We start from the raw sequence: 15,705 nt of genomic DNA on the forward strand, positions 1-15,705 counted from the left end.
AGAAACAGAATGCGACAAAATCGAGGCAAAACTCCAGAAAGCTCCAGCAAATGGCCCAGATTTAGCCCTGTTTGCTTAATATTAGCGTCGCCCACTCACCAATTTGGTCATTTTCCTCTAAATTGAACCCGTTTTGTAGATAAACGGAGACCACGTCATCGGCTTGTTCGTTAAGGATTCCGGACAGAATTGCGTACCCACCGACGCGCAGATTCGCTGCGATTTCGGGGGCCAGAGCAACCAGTGGCCCCTTAAGGATATTTGCGAAAATCAGATCGTAGGGTGCGAATGCGCCCAAATCGGGATGGTCAAAGCCCGCCGCTTCCACGCAGCGGACCTTGCCTGCCATGCCATTGGCCTTCAGGTTGGCTTCGGCGACATCAACAGCCACTTCGTCGATATCACTGGCGATGATCTCACCTTCCCAGACCCGCGCGGCCGCCATGGCCAGCACGGCAGTGCCGCAGCCGATATCGGCCACTTTGGTCGCCGTGAACCCTTGGCTCAGAAGATGGTCCAGCGCCTTTAGGCATCCCAACGTGGTGCCGTGGTGACCGGTGCCAAAGGCCATTGCAGCCTCGATCAGCAGTGGGATACGTCCCTCGGGCAGTTTGTCAGCGTCATGGCTGCCATAGACGAAGAAGCGTCCAGCATCGACCGGTGCCAGTTCCCGGCGCACATGGGCCACCCAATCCGTATCGGGCAGTTCTGACACAACAAAAGGCTTGGCCTCAAACGCGGCGGCTAGAACGGCCAGAGCGGTTTCGTCCGGAGTTTCCGTGAAATACCCACCAACTTCCCAAAGGCCCGAGCCATCCTCGACCTCGAATACACCAACGCCGGTTGGTTCCGGATCCAGACGCTCCATCGCTTCGCCCAGCCCTTCGGCAGCTTTTTTACCGGTCAGTGTAGTCAGCGCAGTGAATGTGGGCATGGGGGCCTCCTGTATCGATTGACACAGCGCCTATGGCGATGGCCCGCCAAGGTCAAGTATTGGCGCTTATTCGGCAGGTGCAGGCGCGTATTTCGACAAGATCGTTTCATTTCCCGGTTCCGGGTGCCGCGGGATCAGCAAGGACAAACCCAACGAGATCATCGCCATCGCAGCGGCCAGTGCAAAGACTGCACCGGGCGAGATGACCCACAGCAGGCCCAGAAGCGCAGGAAGGAACACGGCGGCGATATGGTTGATCGTGAACGCAACGGCCGCAGTCGGTGCAATATCCGCAGGATCGGCGATTTTCTGAAAGTAGGTCTTCAGGGCAAGCGCCAAAGCGAACAGAACATGGTCGATCACATAAAGAGTTGCAGCCAGCACCACGCCCCACCCGAACCAGTAGATACCGCCATAGGCCGCAAAAACGATCGCCAAGCCGGTGTATTCAAAGATTAGCGTGCGGCGCTCACCGAACAACGATACAGCCTTACCCAACATCGGAGCCGCCGCCATGTTGATCATCAGATTGATCAGATAGAGGCTGGTCAGCTCGTGTACTTCAAACCCAAACTTCTCGACCATCATGAAGCCCGCGAAGACAACAAAAATCTGCCGCCGCGCGCCGGCCATGAACTGTAGTGCGTAATACAGCCAGTAGCGACGACGCAGGACCAGTTTTTTGGTCTGTGGAGTTGGCGAGTCAAATTGCGGAAAGGCGAAAAGACAGAACAGCGCCAGCAGGGCGGTCACACCACCAGCGGCCATGAATACAATGTTGTAGGACAGATCAAACCGGTCCCAGGTCAGAACGATCAGGCCATAGACTACTGCCGTCGCGGCTGACCCCATGGCAACAAGCCAGCCCAATACCTGTGGCGCGCGGTCCTTGGGCAGCCATTGCAACTGCAGCGACTGATTTACTGTCTCGTAATAGTGAAACCCGATCGAACTGAAGAGGGTGACAAACAGCAACCCACCAAGGCTGGGAAACCATGCTGTCAACGCAGTTGCCACGCCCAGCATCATCAGCGAGATCATCGCCAATACCTGCTCGCGCACGAAAATGATCACCGCGATCACGCCAACAGCAAGAAATCCAGGGATCTCCCGCACAGTGTGCAGTAACCCAATGTCGGCCCCGTCAAAATTCGCCACTTCGATGACGAAATTGTTCAACAGCGCGCTCCACGCGTTGAAGGCAATCGGCATCGTCAACGCCATGACGAACAAGAGCGTCACAGGGCGGCGCCAGAACGGAAGGCTCTGCGCCTCGGACAGGGGCATCGGTTTCAACATGGGACTCCTCTACGCCCATTTTCAGATTTTGGCGAGGGCGAAGCAGCGGGCGCACAATCGGTCTGCGCTGATGCAGAGGTCAGTAGAAACTCTGCGGGTCGATATCTACGGTCAAACGCAGGTCGCCCTTAAGGCGCAAGGGCGCGATCCAGCGGGCAATCGCGTCCTGAATCGGTGCGCCCTTGGGTGCCTTGACCAGCAATCGCACGCGGTGTCTGCCGCGAATCCGCGCAATAGGCGCCGGAGTCGGGCCAAAGACTTGTGCCCCGATATCGCGCAGCGGCGCATCGTTGCGGGCCATTGCATTTCCGATATCAAAAACTGATCCAACCTCAGGTCCGGACAGGACGATCCCTGCCATACGGCCGTATGGAGGCACACCCGCCGCCTGTCGTCCTGCAGCCTCGGCCTTCCAAAATCCTTCTTCATCACCTGAAAGAATGGCACGGATTACAGGATGCTCGGGCTGGAATGTCTGCAACAGGGCCTGCCCTGGCTTGTCCGCCCGGCCTGCCCGACCCGCGACTTGCCGCATCAACTGGAATGTCCGCTCAGCGGCGCGCAGGTCCGCCCCGTGCAGACTGAGGTCGGCATCAATTACCCCGACCAAAGTCAAATTGGGAAAGTTGTGCCCTTTGGCAACCAACTGCGTACCGATGACGATATCGGCATCGCCCTCGGCAATCTCTTCGATCTTAGCCTTCAGAGCGCGGGCCGAGCCGAACAAATCGGAACTCAGCATCGCGATCTTGGCATCGGGAAACGTCGCCTCAGCCTCTTCGGCCAGCCGCTCGATCCCCGGGCCGACCGGGGCCAACTTGCCCTCGACGCCGCATGAGGGACATTCCTCAGGCATCGGCTTGGTCTCACCGCATTGGTGACACATCAGCCGTTTCAGAAACCGGTGCTCGACCATCCGCGCGTCGCAATGATCGCAGGCAATCTGCTCCCCGCAAGCGCGGCACAGGGTCACCGGCGCATACCCACGGCGGTTGATGAACAGCAGCGATTGCTCACCCTTCTCGATCCGCTGCATCACCGCCTGCCGCAAAGACGGAGAAATCCACGTCCCCGGTTGCATCTGTTCGGCGCGCATGTCGATGGGCTTCATCTCCGGCAACACCGCCGCCCCGAACCGCGAGGTCAGATCGACCCGGTCGTATTTTCCCGCCTCGGCGTTGGCCCAGCTTTCCAGCGAAGGTGTTGCGCTGGCCAGAATCACCCGCCCGCCACAAATTGCAGACCGCAGAACAGCCATGTCCCGCGCGCTGTAATGCACGCCGTCCTCTTGTTTGTACGAGGTGTCGTGTTCCTCATCGACCACCACCAAGCCAAGGTTGCGAAACGGCAGGAACAAAGCTGACCGCGCACCAATCACCATTTGCGCATCTCCCTGCCCGACCATCCGCCAGACCCGGCGGCGTTCCGTCATGGTCGCACCGGAATGCCATTCGGCTGGGCGTGCACCGAACCGCGCCTCAACCCGCGTCAGGAATTCCGCTGTCAGAGCGATCTCGGGCAGCAGAACCAAGGCTTGCCGGCCCATCCGCAGCGCCTCGGCTACAGCCTCCAAATACACTTCGGTCTTGCCCGAACCCGTCACGCCCTTAAGCAGCGTGGTTCCATATTCCCCGGACCGCTGGCCCTGCTGCAACTTCTCAACCGCCGCAGCCTGATCGTCGGTTAGCGCCTTGCCCGGCAAATCCGGATCCAGATGCGGATAGGGCAAATCGCGCGGGCTGTCTTCTTCCCGTACAGCGCCCTGCTTGACCAACCCTTTGACGACCGAAGACGTCACGCCCGCCTGTTCGGCGAGTTCTTTCAGGGTGAATGCAAGCCCGCCATAGTCGCGCAGAACCTCCAGCACACGGGTGCGTGCGTCGGTCATCCGGTCCGGCTCGCCATTACCCAGCCGATAAACCTTACGCATCGACGGCGGATCACCCAAACCCGGCGCTCGGGTTGCCAGCCGCAACATCGCGGACATCGGTGTCAGGGTGTAATCGGCAACCTTCCCCAGAAACAGCCGCATTTCTTCGCGCATTGGCGCGACCTCAAGCACCCGGATCACGGATCGCGCCTTGTTCAGGTCGAACCCGCCCTGTCCCGGCCCCCAGACGACACCCAGAACTTTACGAGGCCCCAGCGGGACCTCTACGAACGCCCCCAGAAAACAGCCCCCCTCGGGCGCCTTGTAATCCAGCGTCCGGTCCAGCGGCTGTGCGGTCAGAACCGCAACCAGCTCTCCGTGGTCGAAATACTCCTGAGTGCTCAACGCATATCCTTGGGCTCGGGGGTTCCAGCATGGGTCTCTTTGAGGTAAAGCCATCCGCGACCAAGGCCAACCCATCAAAGGACTGCCCGCATGAAATTCTTCGTAGACACAGCCGAAATCGACGCCATTGCCGAACTGAACGATCTGGGCATGGTGGACGGCGTGACCACCAACCCCTCGCTGATCCTGAAATCAGGTCGTGACATTCTGGAAGTGACCAAGGAAATCTGTGATCTGGTGGACGGACCGGTTTCAGCCGAAGTTGTCGCAACCGAAGCTGACGACATGATCGCCGAGGGCCGCAAGCTGGCCAAGATCGCTCCGAATATCGCCGTGAAAGTTCCGCTGACATGGGCCGGTCTGAAAACCTGCAAGACGCTCAGCGACGAAGGCCAGATGGTCAACGTCACACTCTGCTTCTCGACCAACCAGGCGCTTCTGGCCGCAAAGGCGGGTGCAACCTTCATCTCGCCCTTCATTGGTCGTCTGGATGACATCAACCTCGATGGCATGGATCTGATCGGGGATATCCGTCAGGTCTATGACAATTACGGTTTTGAAACCGAAATTCTGGCCGCTTCAATCCGCACCGTGAATCACGTGACCGACAGCGCCCGCATCGGTGCTGACGTGATCACCGCACCGCCTGCCGTGATCAAGAAACTGGCCGATCACCCGTTGACAGACAAAGGTCTGGAAACCTTCCTGGCCGACTGGGCCAAGACCGGTCAGAAAATCCTCTGACCCTTTGCGCGACCGCGTGGCACCGTCAGGTGCCGCGCCCGGCCCAACTGCCAAGCCTTGATCTTTGATCAAGGTTTCGCAGGCGGGAGCCGTAGGTCACAGTGGGAATGAAATGCACCGCCAATGCATTTTTTCCAAGGAAACCGCCATAACTCATGTTATAAGCCCCTCAACAAAAAAAGACCGAGCGGGACATGAGCAGTAACACCAAACTCCAGGACAACTTGCGCGCCGCGATTCTGGCCAAACCAGACGCTGTGCTGGACGACAAGGACCTGATGCAGGCACTTGTGACGGCCAACGAACAGGCGCGCGGCGACAACGTCATCGACCTGCGCGGCATCGCCATGCAACGGCTCGAGGAACGGCTGGACAGGCTGGAAGACACCCACCGGTCCGTCATCGCCGCAGCATATGAAAACCTTGCGGGCACAAATCAGGTGCATCGTGCTGTTATCCGCATGCTGGAACCGGCCGAGTTCGAAGATTTCCTGCGCACGCTCGGCTCGGATGTGGTCGAAATCCTGCGCGTTGATCGCATCAAGCTGATTCTGGAATCTACAGCCACACAGGAAGACCCCGCCATCGACACTCTGGGCGGCGTTCTGTCTGTGGTCGAACCCGGTTTCGTGGACAATTACCTGACCTTCGACCGCGGCGGCCCCGCCCGCGACGTGGTTCTGCGCGAGATCCTCCACCCGACGCACAGAATTTTTGGGCCCAACGCAGATCACCTGCGGTCCGAGGCTTGCCTGCGGTTGGATCTGGGTGAGGGCCGGTTGCCGGGCATGATCGTGATGAGCGCAAGGGACCGCAATCATTTTTCGCCGCAGCTCGGCACTGATCTTCTGTCGTTCTTTGCTGGCGTCTTCGAACGCTCGATGCGCCACTGGTTGTCGTGAGCCTGATCTCACCCGCCTGCCGCGACGCGTTACAGTATTGGCTGGACAGCCTGAGCGCGCTGGCGGGGCGATCGGAAAACACCCAGGCCGCCTATCGCGGTGATGTCACCGAGTTCCTGTCTTTCATGACACTACATCACAGTGAACAGCAGGGATTGGCAGCGCTGGCCCGGATCACCGTGTCCGACATGCGCGCCTGGATGGCGGATCAGCGCAGCGCAGGTGTTGGTGCGCGATCTCTGGCGCGCAAGCTGTCGGCGGTCAAAAGCTTTTATCGATGGCTGGCTGAACGTGAAGGGTTCGAACCCACTGCCGTTCTGTCCACACGCGCGCCAAAGTTTACCCAAAAACTCCCGCGCCCGCTGGCCGAAGACGCGGCCCGCGCGATGATCGACACGGTCGAACTTCAGTCGTCAAACGACTGGATCTCGGCGCGGGACGTTGCTGTCGTTACATTGCTCTATGGCTGCGGTTTGCGCATATCTGAGGCGCTGTCCCTGACAGGAAGCGACGCGCCCTTGCCGAATAACTTGCGTATTGTGGGAAAGGGCGGAAAGGAACGCATCGTTCCAGTGATCCCGGCCGCCTGCACCGCCGTTGACCGTTACCTGCAGCTTTGTCCGCATCCACAATCCCAGGAAAAGGCTTTGTTCCGCGGGGTGCGTGGTGGTGCGCTCAATCCGCGCGCAATTCAGGGCGTGATGGCCAAGGCGCGCATGCAGCTTGGCCTGCCCGCAACCGCCACACCGCACGCTTTAAGGCACAGTTTTGCCACCCATCTATTGTCCGCTGGGGGTGATCTGCGCGCCATTCAGGAATTGCTGGGCCATGCCTCACTGTCCACCACGCAGGCCTATACGGCCGTAGATACGGCCCGACTGATGGAAGTCTACAACCGCGCCCACCCCAAGGCCTGATCCCGAGTCCCTCGATGACGTCTGGGCTGTATCCTTACCCGGCTTTTAGTTTGCATCTGCAGCGCGCATCGTCCAAGAGACACAAATGACAATAAAACTCAAAGCCCTTTCCGTACATCTGTTCACTGCGACCGGTGCCGTCTTTGCAATGTTAGCCATGCTGGCCGCGGTCGAGGAAAAGTGGAGCCTTATGTATCTGTGGCTAGTGATCTCGTTCATCGTGGACGGAATCGACGGCCCGCTTGCGCGCCACTACCATGTCAAAAAGAACGCACCGGAATTTGACGGTGTTCTTCTGGACCTGATCATCGACTATCTGACCTACGTGTTCATCCCGGCCTTTGCGCTGTTCAAATCGGGGCTGATGGACGGTTGGACAGGCTGGTTTGCGATCATCGTGATCACCTTTGCCAGCGCCATGTATTTCGCGGACACGCGGATGAAGACCAAGGACAATTCGTTCTCTGGGTTTCCGGGTTGCTGGAATATGTTTGTCATCGTGATCTTCGCGCTGGAGCCCAATTTCTGGGTGATCCTGCTGCTGGTTTCACTGTTGTCGCTGGCGATGTTCCTACCGTTGAAGTTCATTCACCCGGTGCGGACGGAACGCTGGCGTAATGTATCACTGCCGATCGCGTTCGCCTGGACATTTTTCGCCGGTTGGGCAGCTTGGGTCGACTTCCACCCCGAAAGCTGGGCGCATTGGGGGTTGGTAATTACAAGCCTCTACCTGGTTTCAGCTGGCATTGCGCAGCAACTTGTCCCGCTGCGCAACAACTGAACGTTACAGGATTTCCTCAACCTCGAACTCGGTGCCGTTATGGGTGAACACATCACCCTCTTGCAGACCGGTCATGGTCAGGTAGATCGGGCTTTGGGTTGAGATGCCCATATAGGTCTTACCGTCGACCTCAAAGCGGGTCGTTGAGACACAGACCACGAAACGGCGGTTGTTGAACTTGACAACAGCGCCCGGTTGAACCCGGTCCGTCAGGCTGAAATCCGTGTTCTCGATCACATCAATCTTGGCGTGGTGCGCATGAACGGGTGCATCGAACGCCGCCGCCAGATCCGCATTTTCGCGCGAGGCGGCGATGTCATCCTTGTCATGCCCTTCGCGGTCGTCCAGCTGCGAGTCCTTGAGAAATGCGTCGTAATGCGCCTGCGCAGTTGCCAGTTCCTGCTCTTCCAGCGACATCAGGCGGTCTATGATGGCCTTTTTGCGAGCGGCCGGGTCTGTATGGGCGGTCATGCAATACGGTCCTTCAAATTCAGTAACTGATATAGGTTGGGCCGCGAACTCTGGGATTGCAACTGATTTTCGCGCCTCAGATCAGCAGGCCCGCCGCGCGTTCATGGCGCAGAAGGGCCACTTTGGTCTCGACCCCACCATCGCCCGAGAACCCGCCCAGACCATTGGCGGACAGCACCCGATGGCAAGGTATAATCACCGGTATGGGGTTCGCACCGCAGGCCTGCCCCACCGGTTGGGGTGGCTGCCCAAGCTCTTTCGCGATGTCCCCGTACGTTCGGGTCTCGCCCAGCGGAATGGCATACATCAGGTCGCAGACATTGCGCTGAAAGTCTGACCCGGCAACACGATACGGCAAATCGAACCGCTCGAGACGCCCCTCGTTATACGCGGTTAACTGTGCGGCGGCTTCCTGCAACAGGGGTGTGTCCGGCCCGTCGTCCTGCCCATCCCACACAAGGCGTGTGATGGCGCCATCTGTTTCTTCAATGCCAAGGCGGCCAAACTGCGTATCAACGGAAATCATCGGCATGAACACAGCGTTTCAGATCGCCGGGGCCGGCGCAAGCGATGAAAGAAAAACCCCCGACGGGTGACGCCGGGGGTTCAATTGTTCAGCCCAGCGCTTCGTCGCACCGCCCACACACACCCGCGTGGGAATGCCGACCGACGTCCGGCAGGATTTTCCAGCATCGTTGGCATTTCTCGCCATCTGCTTTTTCGAAGACAACACCTACCCCTTCGATTTCGGGCACGCGGAATGCCTCGGCAGGGGCCGGGTCGCCCGAAACGGTCAGGCCAGACGTGATGCACATGTCGTCCACGTCAAAGGTTGCAAGCAGGTCGCGGGTGTCACTGTCTTCGACATGCACGATCGGCGCGGCCTCAAGGCTGGACCCGATGACCTTGTCCTGACGCTGGATTTCCAACGCAGCGGTCACGGCACGACGCACGCGACGGATTTTAGACATACCGGCCTCTAGTTCAGCGTTGCGCCAATCGGCGGGTGTATCCGGGAAATCCACCAGATGGACCGAGCTGTCATCGCCTGGGAAACGCTCCAACCAGACCTCTTCCATGGTGAAGACCAGAACCGGGGCCAGCCAAGTGGTGAGGCGGTGGAACAGGATATCCAGAACGGTTCTGGCCGAGCGGCGGCGCAGGGTGTCGCCGTCACAGTATAGCGCATCCTTACGGACGTCGAAATAGAACGATGACAGGTCGACGGTGGCAAAGGTAAATACGGCACTGAACACGCCCTGGAAGTCGAAAGACGCGTAGCCTTTGCGCACCTGCTCATCCAGATCGGCCAGACGGCTGAGAACCCAGCGTTCCAGACGCGGCATATCTTCAGGCGCGACGCGATCCGCTTCGGTGAAGTCGGCCAGCGAGCCCAGCATGAACCGCATGGTGTTGCGCAGGCGGCGATAGCTGTCGGCGGTGCCTTTCAGAATCTCCGGCCCGATCCGCTGGTCGGCGGTGTAGTCGGTCTGAGCCACCCACAGGCGCAGGATATCGGCACCATATTGCTCGATCACCTTTTCCGGCACGATGGTGTTGCCCAGCGATTTGGACATCTTGTTGCCCTTGGCATCCAGCGTGAAGCCATGGGTTACAACGTTGCGATACGGCGCACGCCCCTTGGTGCCGCAAGCCTGCAGCATCGACGAATGGAACCATCCGCGGTGCTGGTCGGTGCCCTCCATGTAAACGTCCGCGATACCGTCCTCGGTTCCGTCTTCACGGTCACGCAGGACAAAGGCATGTGTCGAACCAGAGTCGAACCACACGTCCAGAACGTCAAATACCTGATCGTAGTCATCCGGGTTGGCGATACCGTCGAGGATCTTCTCTTTAAAGCCGTCCGTGTACCAGACATCCGCGCCGTCCTTCTCGAACGCCGCCTTGATGCGGGCGTTGAGCTCTTCATTGCGCAGCAGGTAATCCGCGTCGGTGGGCAAGGCCCCTTTCTTGGTGAAACAGGTGAGCGGCACACCCCAGGCGCGCTGGCGCGACAGAACCCAGTCCGGGCGCGCTTCGATCATCGAATACAGACGGTTGCGGCCGGTCTGCGGCGTCCATTTTACCAACTCGTCGATCGAGCGCAGGGCCCGTTCGCGGATGGAGTCGCCCATCTCGCCCATGCCATCGTCCAGCTTGCGGTCAACGGACGCAAACCACTGCGGCGTGTTGCGATAGATGATCGGAGCCTTCGAGCGCCACGAATGCGGATAGCTGTGTTTGATCTTGCCCCGCGCCAGCAGCCCTCCAACCTCGACCAGCTTGTCGATGACCGCCTTGTTCGCGTCACCCTCGCCACCCTTGCGGGACAGGATGTACTTGCCGCCAAAGAACGGCAGATCGGCGCGGAACGAGCCATCGTCCATCACGTTATAGGTGATGACCTGCTCTAGCATGCCCAGATCGCGGTAGAGCTCAAATTCTTCCATACCGTGCGAAGGCGCACAGTGGACGAAACCGGTGCCTTCGGTATCGGTCACGAACTCAGCCGCGCGGAAGTCGCGGATGTCGTCCCATTCGCCATTGCCACCTTCGGCTCCAGCTAGCGGGTGGGTCAGTTGGACACCTACCAGTTCATCGGCTGTCACATCGCGGACACGAGTCCACTGGTCGTCGTTCAGACGGGCGCGGCCTAGCACGTCGGCGGCCAGATTGTCCGCCAGCAGGAACTTGTCTCCGACGCTGGCCCAGCATTCCTCAGGTGCGCCGGTGACTTCGTAGAGGCCGTAAGAGATGTCCTTACCGTAGACGACCGCCTTGTTCGACGGCATGGTCCATGGCGTCGTTGTCCAGATCACAACAAACGCGTCATCCAGATCGCCCGCGTTCACGACTTTGAACTTCACCCAGATGGTGAAGCTTTCCTTGTCGTGGTACTCGACCTCGGCCTCGGCCAGAGCGGTTTTTTCGATGGGCGACCACATCACGGGCTTGGAACCCTGATACAGCGTGCCGTTCATCAGGAACTTCATGAACTCGTCCGCGATCACGGCCTCGGCGTGATAGTCCATTGTGATGTAGGGATCGGGCCAGTTGCCGGTGATACCAAGGCGCTTGAATTCTTCGCGCTGGACGTCGATCCAGCCTTCGGCGAATTTGCGGCATTCCTGACGGAAGTCGACGATGTTCACCTCGTCCTTGTTCTTGCCCTTCTTGCGGTACTGTTCCTCGATCTTCCATTCGATCGGCAGGCCGTGGCAGTCCCATCCCGGCACATAACGCGCGTCATGACCCATCATCTGATGGCTGCGTACAATCATGTCCTTGATGGTCTTGTTCAGCGCGTGGCCGATATGCAGGTGACCGTTGGCGTAGGGGGGGCCGTCATGCAGGGTAAAGGGCGTGCGGCCTTCTTTTTCGCGCAGGCGATCATACACGCCGATCTCTTCCCAGCGATCCAGCCATGCGGGTTCGCGCTTGGGCAGACCAGCGCGCATGGGGAAATCGGTTTTTGGCAGGTTCAGCGTGTCTTTGTAGTCAGGTGTTTGGGTCGTGTCGGCGCACATTTGGGGCGTCCTCAGGATGATCTTGTCGTGTGTGGATCGAAGCGGTCAGTGCGAATTCTCAAGCACCTTTGCCCGGCGTCTCGCGATATCAGAGCGCCGGGGATATAATTCGAATAATGATGGCCATCCGGTCATACATGCCGGGCTTATAGGACGCCCACGCCTAATGGTCCAGAGGTTCCGCCCCATGCGGCGAATGGCGCAGCATGGCCCACCGGTTCAGCCACGCCAAACCGGCCAGCGCGAGGCCCAGCGCCAGCAGTGAGAACACCCGGATAAGCCCCCCCAAACCAGCGATATCGACCAGGAACACCTTGGCCACGGCAAGCCCAATAACGACCAACCCCGCCTTGCGCATCATGTCCGACCGGCGGGCGAGTGACTGATAAAACAGCCCCGCACCGATCAGCAGTAGGGCCATGGTGTAAGAATAAAGTTCAGGTTGGGTCACGCCGTTGCCTTCATACATACCGCTGGCCCCCTGCCAGACATGGCGAACGGCCAGGCCCAGCCAGATCGCACCTAATGCCGCCGCCAGACCGAAGCACCCCTGCTTCCATCGCGGATGCAGTGCTGGAAGCCAAGCAGCCGACAGGGCCAAAACAATGGCGGGCAACAGGTAAGCCACGGCGAGAGTATTCAATATTGGCACCCCAAGAACCGGATCAGCTTGGGCATTCAGCAATGGGTTCGCCTCAGTCAGCGCCTGCGCCAAGCGAACAACACCATGTGCCGCAAAGAACAACGCCAGCCCGTAGCGCGCATAATTCAGTTTTCCGCCCAGTTCGAACCGCCGCACCTGCGCGCAGGCCAGCAGCAGCCAGATCAAGGACAAAAGCCCCAGCCCCCAGTGGCTGTCATGGGCACCGCCGTTGCCAAACCCTTCGAGCCAGCGCAGCAACAGCAAGGACAGCAAGATACCAGCGGTCGCCCAGGCGGCGCTTTCCAGAAGCAGCGCGATGACCGGACGGTTCAATGGGCGCAGGATGGCCCAGGCCGCCAGAAACCCAACAGCAGCTGTGGCATAGACAAGCGCCATTTCTGCGACCGGTGCCGAGTTTGCCCAATCCAGACCGGGATTCAGTACAAGTCTGAGCGTGACAGTGAACACGCCAGCCCAGATGAACCAACCCATCGGTGGAAGATCAAAGCGCCGATCCAGCACCGCCGCGGCCACGATCACGGCCACAAAAGCAATTGTCAGGGCAGCCGAACTTAGGACAATCACGCAGGCAAAGGTCAGGCAAGACAAAGCCGACAAGGTCACCAAAGCCGCCCGCAGCCGGTTTTCGCCGTCGACGCGCGCGAAACGCCCGGCCAGAACAACCATCATCACCGCCAATGCAACCGCATGCAGCGCCCACGGATAGGCTCCGATAACTTCATCGGGATGCCATCCAAGCTCCAGCGCGATTGCCAACAACGGTGCAAATACTGCGGCACCGCCCGCCCATACAGCCTGGTACTCGGTTGCGCGAAACGATCGCCAAGCTGAAAGGCCTGAGATCAATGCACCCAGTGCCACCAACAGGGTAACCGCCCACGGGAAATCCGCCTCGGCGGTTTCGGTATAGGTCTCAGCGAAGCGGCGCGCGACAGAGCCGTTGTCCCACCCTTGGATCAGTACGAACCAAGTTAGACCAGCGGCTGGCAGTATGGTCAGGTCTTGCAGGGCCCGCGCCTGGCTTGCCCAGGTCATTAGTCCCAGCGTCAGGCCCGCCAACAGCATGACACCCAGCCAGAATTCTGCCGCCGAGTCCGGCCAGTGTATCGCCAGGATTACTGCGCTGACGATCACCGCGCCAAAGGCAAGGCGAGTCGGAAACTCCGGCCACTGAAGGCCTTTTTGAATGGCAATGATCTCACTGATCATACGCCCCTCGTGATCTGGCCAGATCCGCCGCACGGGGATCGCGATCGCGATAACCGCCAATGCGGTTACGCCGACGAGATAACCCGGCTCGGTCGCCGGTGCCGAAAGCACCAAAAGCAGGCACGCGGTATAAGCCCCGACTAGCGTCAGAACGGATATCCACCCCCAGCGCCGCACAGTGTCGATCCCCAACCCAAGGACGGCGATCACAAAGAAATAGCCGTACAACCAGCCGGGGTCGGTCGAGGTCCCGCCCACCACGAAGGGTGACGCAAACGCACCAATCAAACCGACGGCCGCCAGCAAGGGGCCGTGGAACCAGCCCAAAACAAGCCCCACAAGCGCAACAGCAATCATGGCAATCAAGGCCGCTTCGGGACCAAGCAGATCGTACAACTGCCTTGCAGCCAGCAAGCCACCGAACAGCGTCACCAGCCCGGCCCCAGAAAAGACCGATGGCAGGTAAGCTGTGGCTGAAGACTCGTCATCGCCATACTTCCGGCGGATCACCTCACCCGCGCCGATCAGCGTCGCGCCGAACATCAGGGCCGCAATGACGCGCATCGTTGGCGACAACAACCCGCTTTCGACCCCGTATTGGACCAGAAAAACACCAGCCAGCGCCAAAGACAGGGCGGATACCGCATAGAACCAGTTCTCGCGCAGCCAAGCGCTCAGTGCGGCGATTCGATCGTCCTTCATCGTTTCGGGAAGGGGTATCTTTTGTGGCTCAGGTGCTGAGGTGCCTTCTTTCGTTTCGACCTCGGGTGGTTCTGTTTTGATTGCCGGCCACGGAGAGCTCTTTTTATCCCTCGCTTGCATCGATTCAGGTACTATTTCTGGCGCAGGCAGGTCGCCACCAAGTGTGCGGATCTGCTGTTCAAGCTGCTCCACCCGGCGGCGCAGTCGAACCTGGGATACCAACAGAACAAGGATGGCCACCGGGACGGCCAGAACGATCAATCCAACGAGTACGAGCAGCGATTCCAACAGAGGCCTCCGGGCAAATGTGCCGTCAACCTAGCCGGGTGTCGATTTGCGCAACAGTCCGAAAAACCGTGTTTTTGCGGGCTACGCAGTTCAGAACGCCTTATCCCCAGCCAAGGGACAGTCTGGCCATCATCAACCAGATAATGGCCAACACAGCGGCAATCGAACCAGATGCGAAACAGGCGTCGACAAGTTTTACCATCGCCGGATCAGATCAGGGTCCATCATCGGCTTTACAAAATTAACCATCTACACCGCGCGCCCAGCGACACTTCTGGTCACTAGGGATGGAACAACGAGCCAACAAAATACGCCATCAGTGCGGCCGCGCCGCCGATCGCAAAAGTCTCTAGACCCGACCGCCACCACGGAGCCAGTGACCACCTGCTTTTCAAAGCTCCTATGATAAAGAAGACCGCCATGGTCATGATAACCGAGAGCTGAAAGGCCCGATCAAACGACAGCAGAAACGGCAGCAGCGGGACCATGCCGGCCACAAGAAACGCTAAAAACGTTGCCATCGCGGCTTTGAACGGGTTCGGATCAACGCTGCCCAATCCGTATTCACCCTCGATCATCAGATTGATCCAATTCTCGCGGTTGGCTGTGATGGCGTCCGTGGCCTCATCCAGCACGCGCCCCGACAGGCCCTTTTGCGACAAGATCGCATGCACTTCATCCCGCTCGCCTTCCGGGTATAGTCTGATGTGACGTTCTTCGATGGACCGGATGCGGCGGATATTGTCCAGCTCGGCCTTGGTGCCCGAGTAATTACCCGCCGCCATGGAAAACCCGTCCGCCAATACATTGGCCAGTCCCAGCGCAACGATAATAAAGGGTGACAGGCCCGCCCCGGCTACACCCGCCACAATGGCAAAGGTGGTTACGGACCCATCGATCCCACCATAGACCACATCCCGCAAAACACCGCGCCCCGGTGGCGCGTTGATGCGTTTTGCAATCTCTTGCTGGCTGTGTCCGTGATCGGTCAT

Annotated in this window: 12 protein-coding genes; 4 read left to right on the forward strand and 8 right to left on the reverse strand. The window is 59.2% G+C overall.

All coding sequences use genetic code 11. The features are described from left to right. Window positions 1-61 precede the first annotated feature (61 nt). The 3 genes from AC2FJE_RS18480 to AC2FJE_RS18490 form a co-directional block, all read right to left on the reverse strand. Window positions 62-934 carry a 50S ribosomal protein L11 methyltransferase gene (locus tag AC2FJE_RS18480; RefSeq protein WP_496761276.1) on the reverse strand — a complete coding sequence of 291 codons (873 nt, stop codon included), beginning with the start codon at window positions 932-934 and terminating at the stop codon, window positions 62-64. Window positions 935-1,000: 66 nt separating this feature from the next. Next, complete coding sequence (locus tag AC2FJE_RS18485; RefSeq protein WP_496706787.1) at window positions 1,001-2,233, reverse strand: MFS transporter; 1,233 nt, start codon at window positions 2,231-2,233, stop codon at window positions 1,001-1,003. Window positions 2,234-2,312: 79 nt separating this feature from the next. After that, window positions 2,313-4,508, reverse strand: a complete 2,196-nt coding sequence (locus tag AC2FJE_RS18490; protein WP_496761278.1) for a primosomal protein N' — start codon at window positions 4,506-4,508, stop codon at window positions 2,313-2,315. 90 nt (window positions 4,509-4,598) lie between these two features. Here AC2FJE_RS18490 and fsa point away from each other — a divergent pair, with 90 nt between their 5' ends. The 4 genes from fsa (at window position 4,599) to AC2FJE_RS18510 (ending at window position 7,852) form a co-directional block, all read left to right on the forward strand. Further along, window positions 4,599-5,252, forward strand: coding sequence for a fructose-6-phosphate aldolase (gene fsa, locus AC2FJE_RS18495; RefSeq protein WP_496726862.1), 654 nt, complete (start codon window positions 4,599-4,601; stop codon window positions 5,250-5,252). Window positions 5,253-5,446: 194 nt separating this feature from the next. Beyond that, the gene (locus AC2FJE_RS18500; protein WP_058273210.1) at window positions 5,447-6,154 is read left to right on the forward strand and encodes a DUF484 family protein; all 708 of its coding nucleotides are present in this window, start codon (window positions 5,447-5,449) and stop codon (window positions 6,152-6,154) included. Continuing rightward, window positions 6,151-7,071 (forward strand): tyrosine recombinase XerC, encoded by a 921-nt coding sequence (locus AC2FJE_RS18505; RefSeq protein ID WP_496757535.1) that lies wholly within the window; start codon window positions 6,151-6,153, stop codon window positions 7,069-7,071. Before AC2FJE_RS18500 ends, AC2FJE_RS18505 begins: the two co-directional genes overlap by 4 nt. Window positions 7,072-7,156: 85 nt before the next feature. Continuing rightward, on the forward strand, window positions 7,157-7,852 hold the full coding sequence (locus tag AC2FJE_RS18510; RefSeq protein ID WP_058273208.1) for a CDP-alcohol phosphatidyltransferase family protein: 696 nt from the start codon (window positions 7,157-7,159) through the stop codon (window positions 7,850-7,852). Window positions 7,853-7,855: 3 nt separating this feature from the next. Here the strand turns inward: AC2FJE_RS18510 and AC2FJE_RS18515 are convergent, their stop codons facing one another. The 5 genes from AC2FJE_RS18515 to AC2FJE_RS18535 all read right to left on the reverse strand — a co-directional run bounded on the left by AC2FJE_RS18515 (window position 7,856) and on the right by AC2FJE_RS18535 (window position 15,705). Continuing rightward, the gene (locus AC2FJE_RS18515) at window positions 7,856-8,323 is read right to left on the reverse strand and encodes a hypothetical protein (protein ID WP_058273207.1); all 468 of its coding nucleotides are present in this window, start codon (window positions 8,321-8,323) and stop codon (window positions 7,856-7,858) included. A gap of 76 nt (window positions 8,324-8,399) precedes the next feature. Then, window positions 8,400-8,855, reverse strand: coding sequence for a methylated-DNA--[protein]-cysteine S-methyltransferase (locus AC2FJE_RS18520; protein WP_282120675.1), 456 nt, complete (start codon window positions 8,853-8,855; stop codon window positions 8,400-8,402). Between the two features lie 82 nt (window positions 8,856-8,937). Beyond that, window positions 8,938-11,850, reverse strand: coding sequence for an isoleucine--tRNA ligase (ileS, locus tag AC2FJE_RS18525; RefSeq protein WP_496757540.1), 2,913 nt, complete (start codon window positions 11,848-11,850; stop codon window positions 8,938-8,940). Between the two features lie 163 nt (window positions 11,851-12,013). Further along, entirely contained in the window at window positions 12,014-14,713 is a 2,700-nt protein-coding gene (locus tag AC2FJE_RS18530; RefSeq protein WP_496761280.1) for a DUF2339 domain-containing protein, read from the reverse strand. A gap of 281 nt (window positions 14,714-14,994) precedes the next feature. After that, a complete protein-coding gene (locus AC2FJE_RS18535) occupies window positions 14,995-15,705 on the reverse strand; it encodes a VIT1/CCC1 transporter family protein (RefSeq protein ID WP_496761282.1) in 711 nt (236 codons plus the stop codon).

The sequence above is a fragment of the Ruegeria sp. CDSC002 genome (assembly GCF_059610905.1).

Coding starts and splice junctions, on each gene's coding strand:
- AC2FJE_RS18515 (WP_058273207.1), bottom strand. CDS start 8,323: ATGACCGCCCATACAGACCCGGCCGCTCGCAAAAAGGCCATCATAGAC.
- fsa (WP_496726862.1), top strand. CDS start 4,599: ATGAAATTCTTCGTAGACACAGCCGAAATCGACGCCATTGCCGAACTG.
- AC2FJE_RS18535 (WP_496761282.1), bottom strand. CDS start 15,705: ATGACCGATCACGGACACAGCCAGCAAGAGATTGCAAAACGCATCAAC.
- AC2FJE_RS18500 (WP_058273210.1), top strand. CDS start 5,447: ATGAGCAGTAACACCAAACTCCAGGACAACTTGCGCGCCGCGATTCTG.
- AC2FJE_RS18480 (WP_496761276.1), bottom strand. CDS start 934: ATGCCCACATTCACTGCGCTGACTACACTGACCGGTAAAAAAGCTGCC.
- AC2FJE_RS18520 (WP_282120675.1), bottom strand. CDS start 8,855: ATGCCGATGATTTCCGTTGATACGCAGTTTGGCCGCCTTGGCATTGAA.
- AC2FJE_RS18510 (WP_058273208.1), top strand. CDS start 7,157: ATGACAATAAAACTCAAAGCCCTTTCCGTACATCTGTTCACTGCGACC.
- AC2FJE_RS18485 (WP_496706787.1), bottom strand. CDS start 2,233: ATGTTGAAACCGATGCCCCTGTCCGAGGCGCAGAGCCTTCCGTTCTGG.
- ileS (WP_496757540.1), bottom strand. CDS start 11,850: ATGTGCGCCGACACGACCCAAACACCTGACTACAAAGACACGCTGAAC.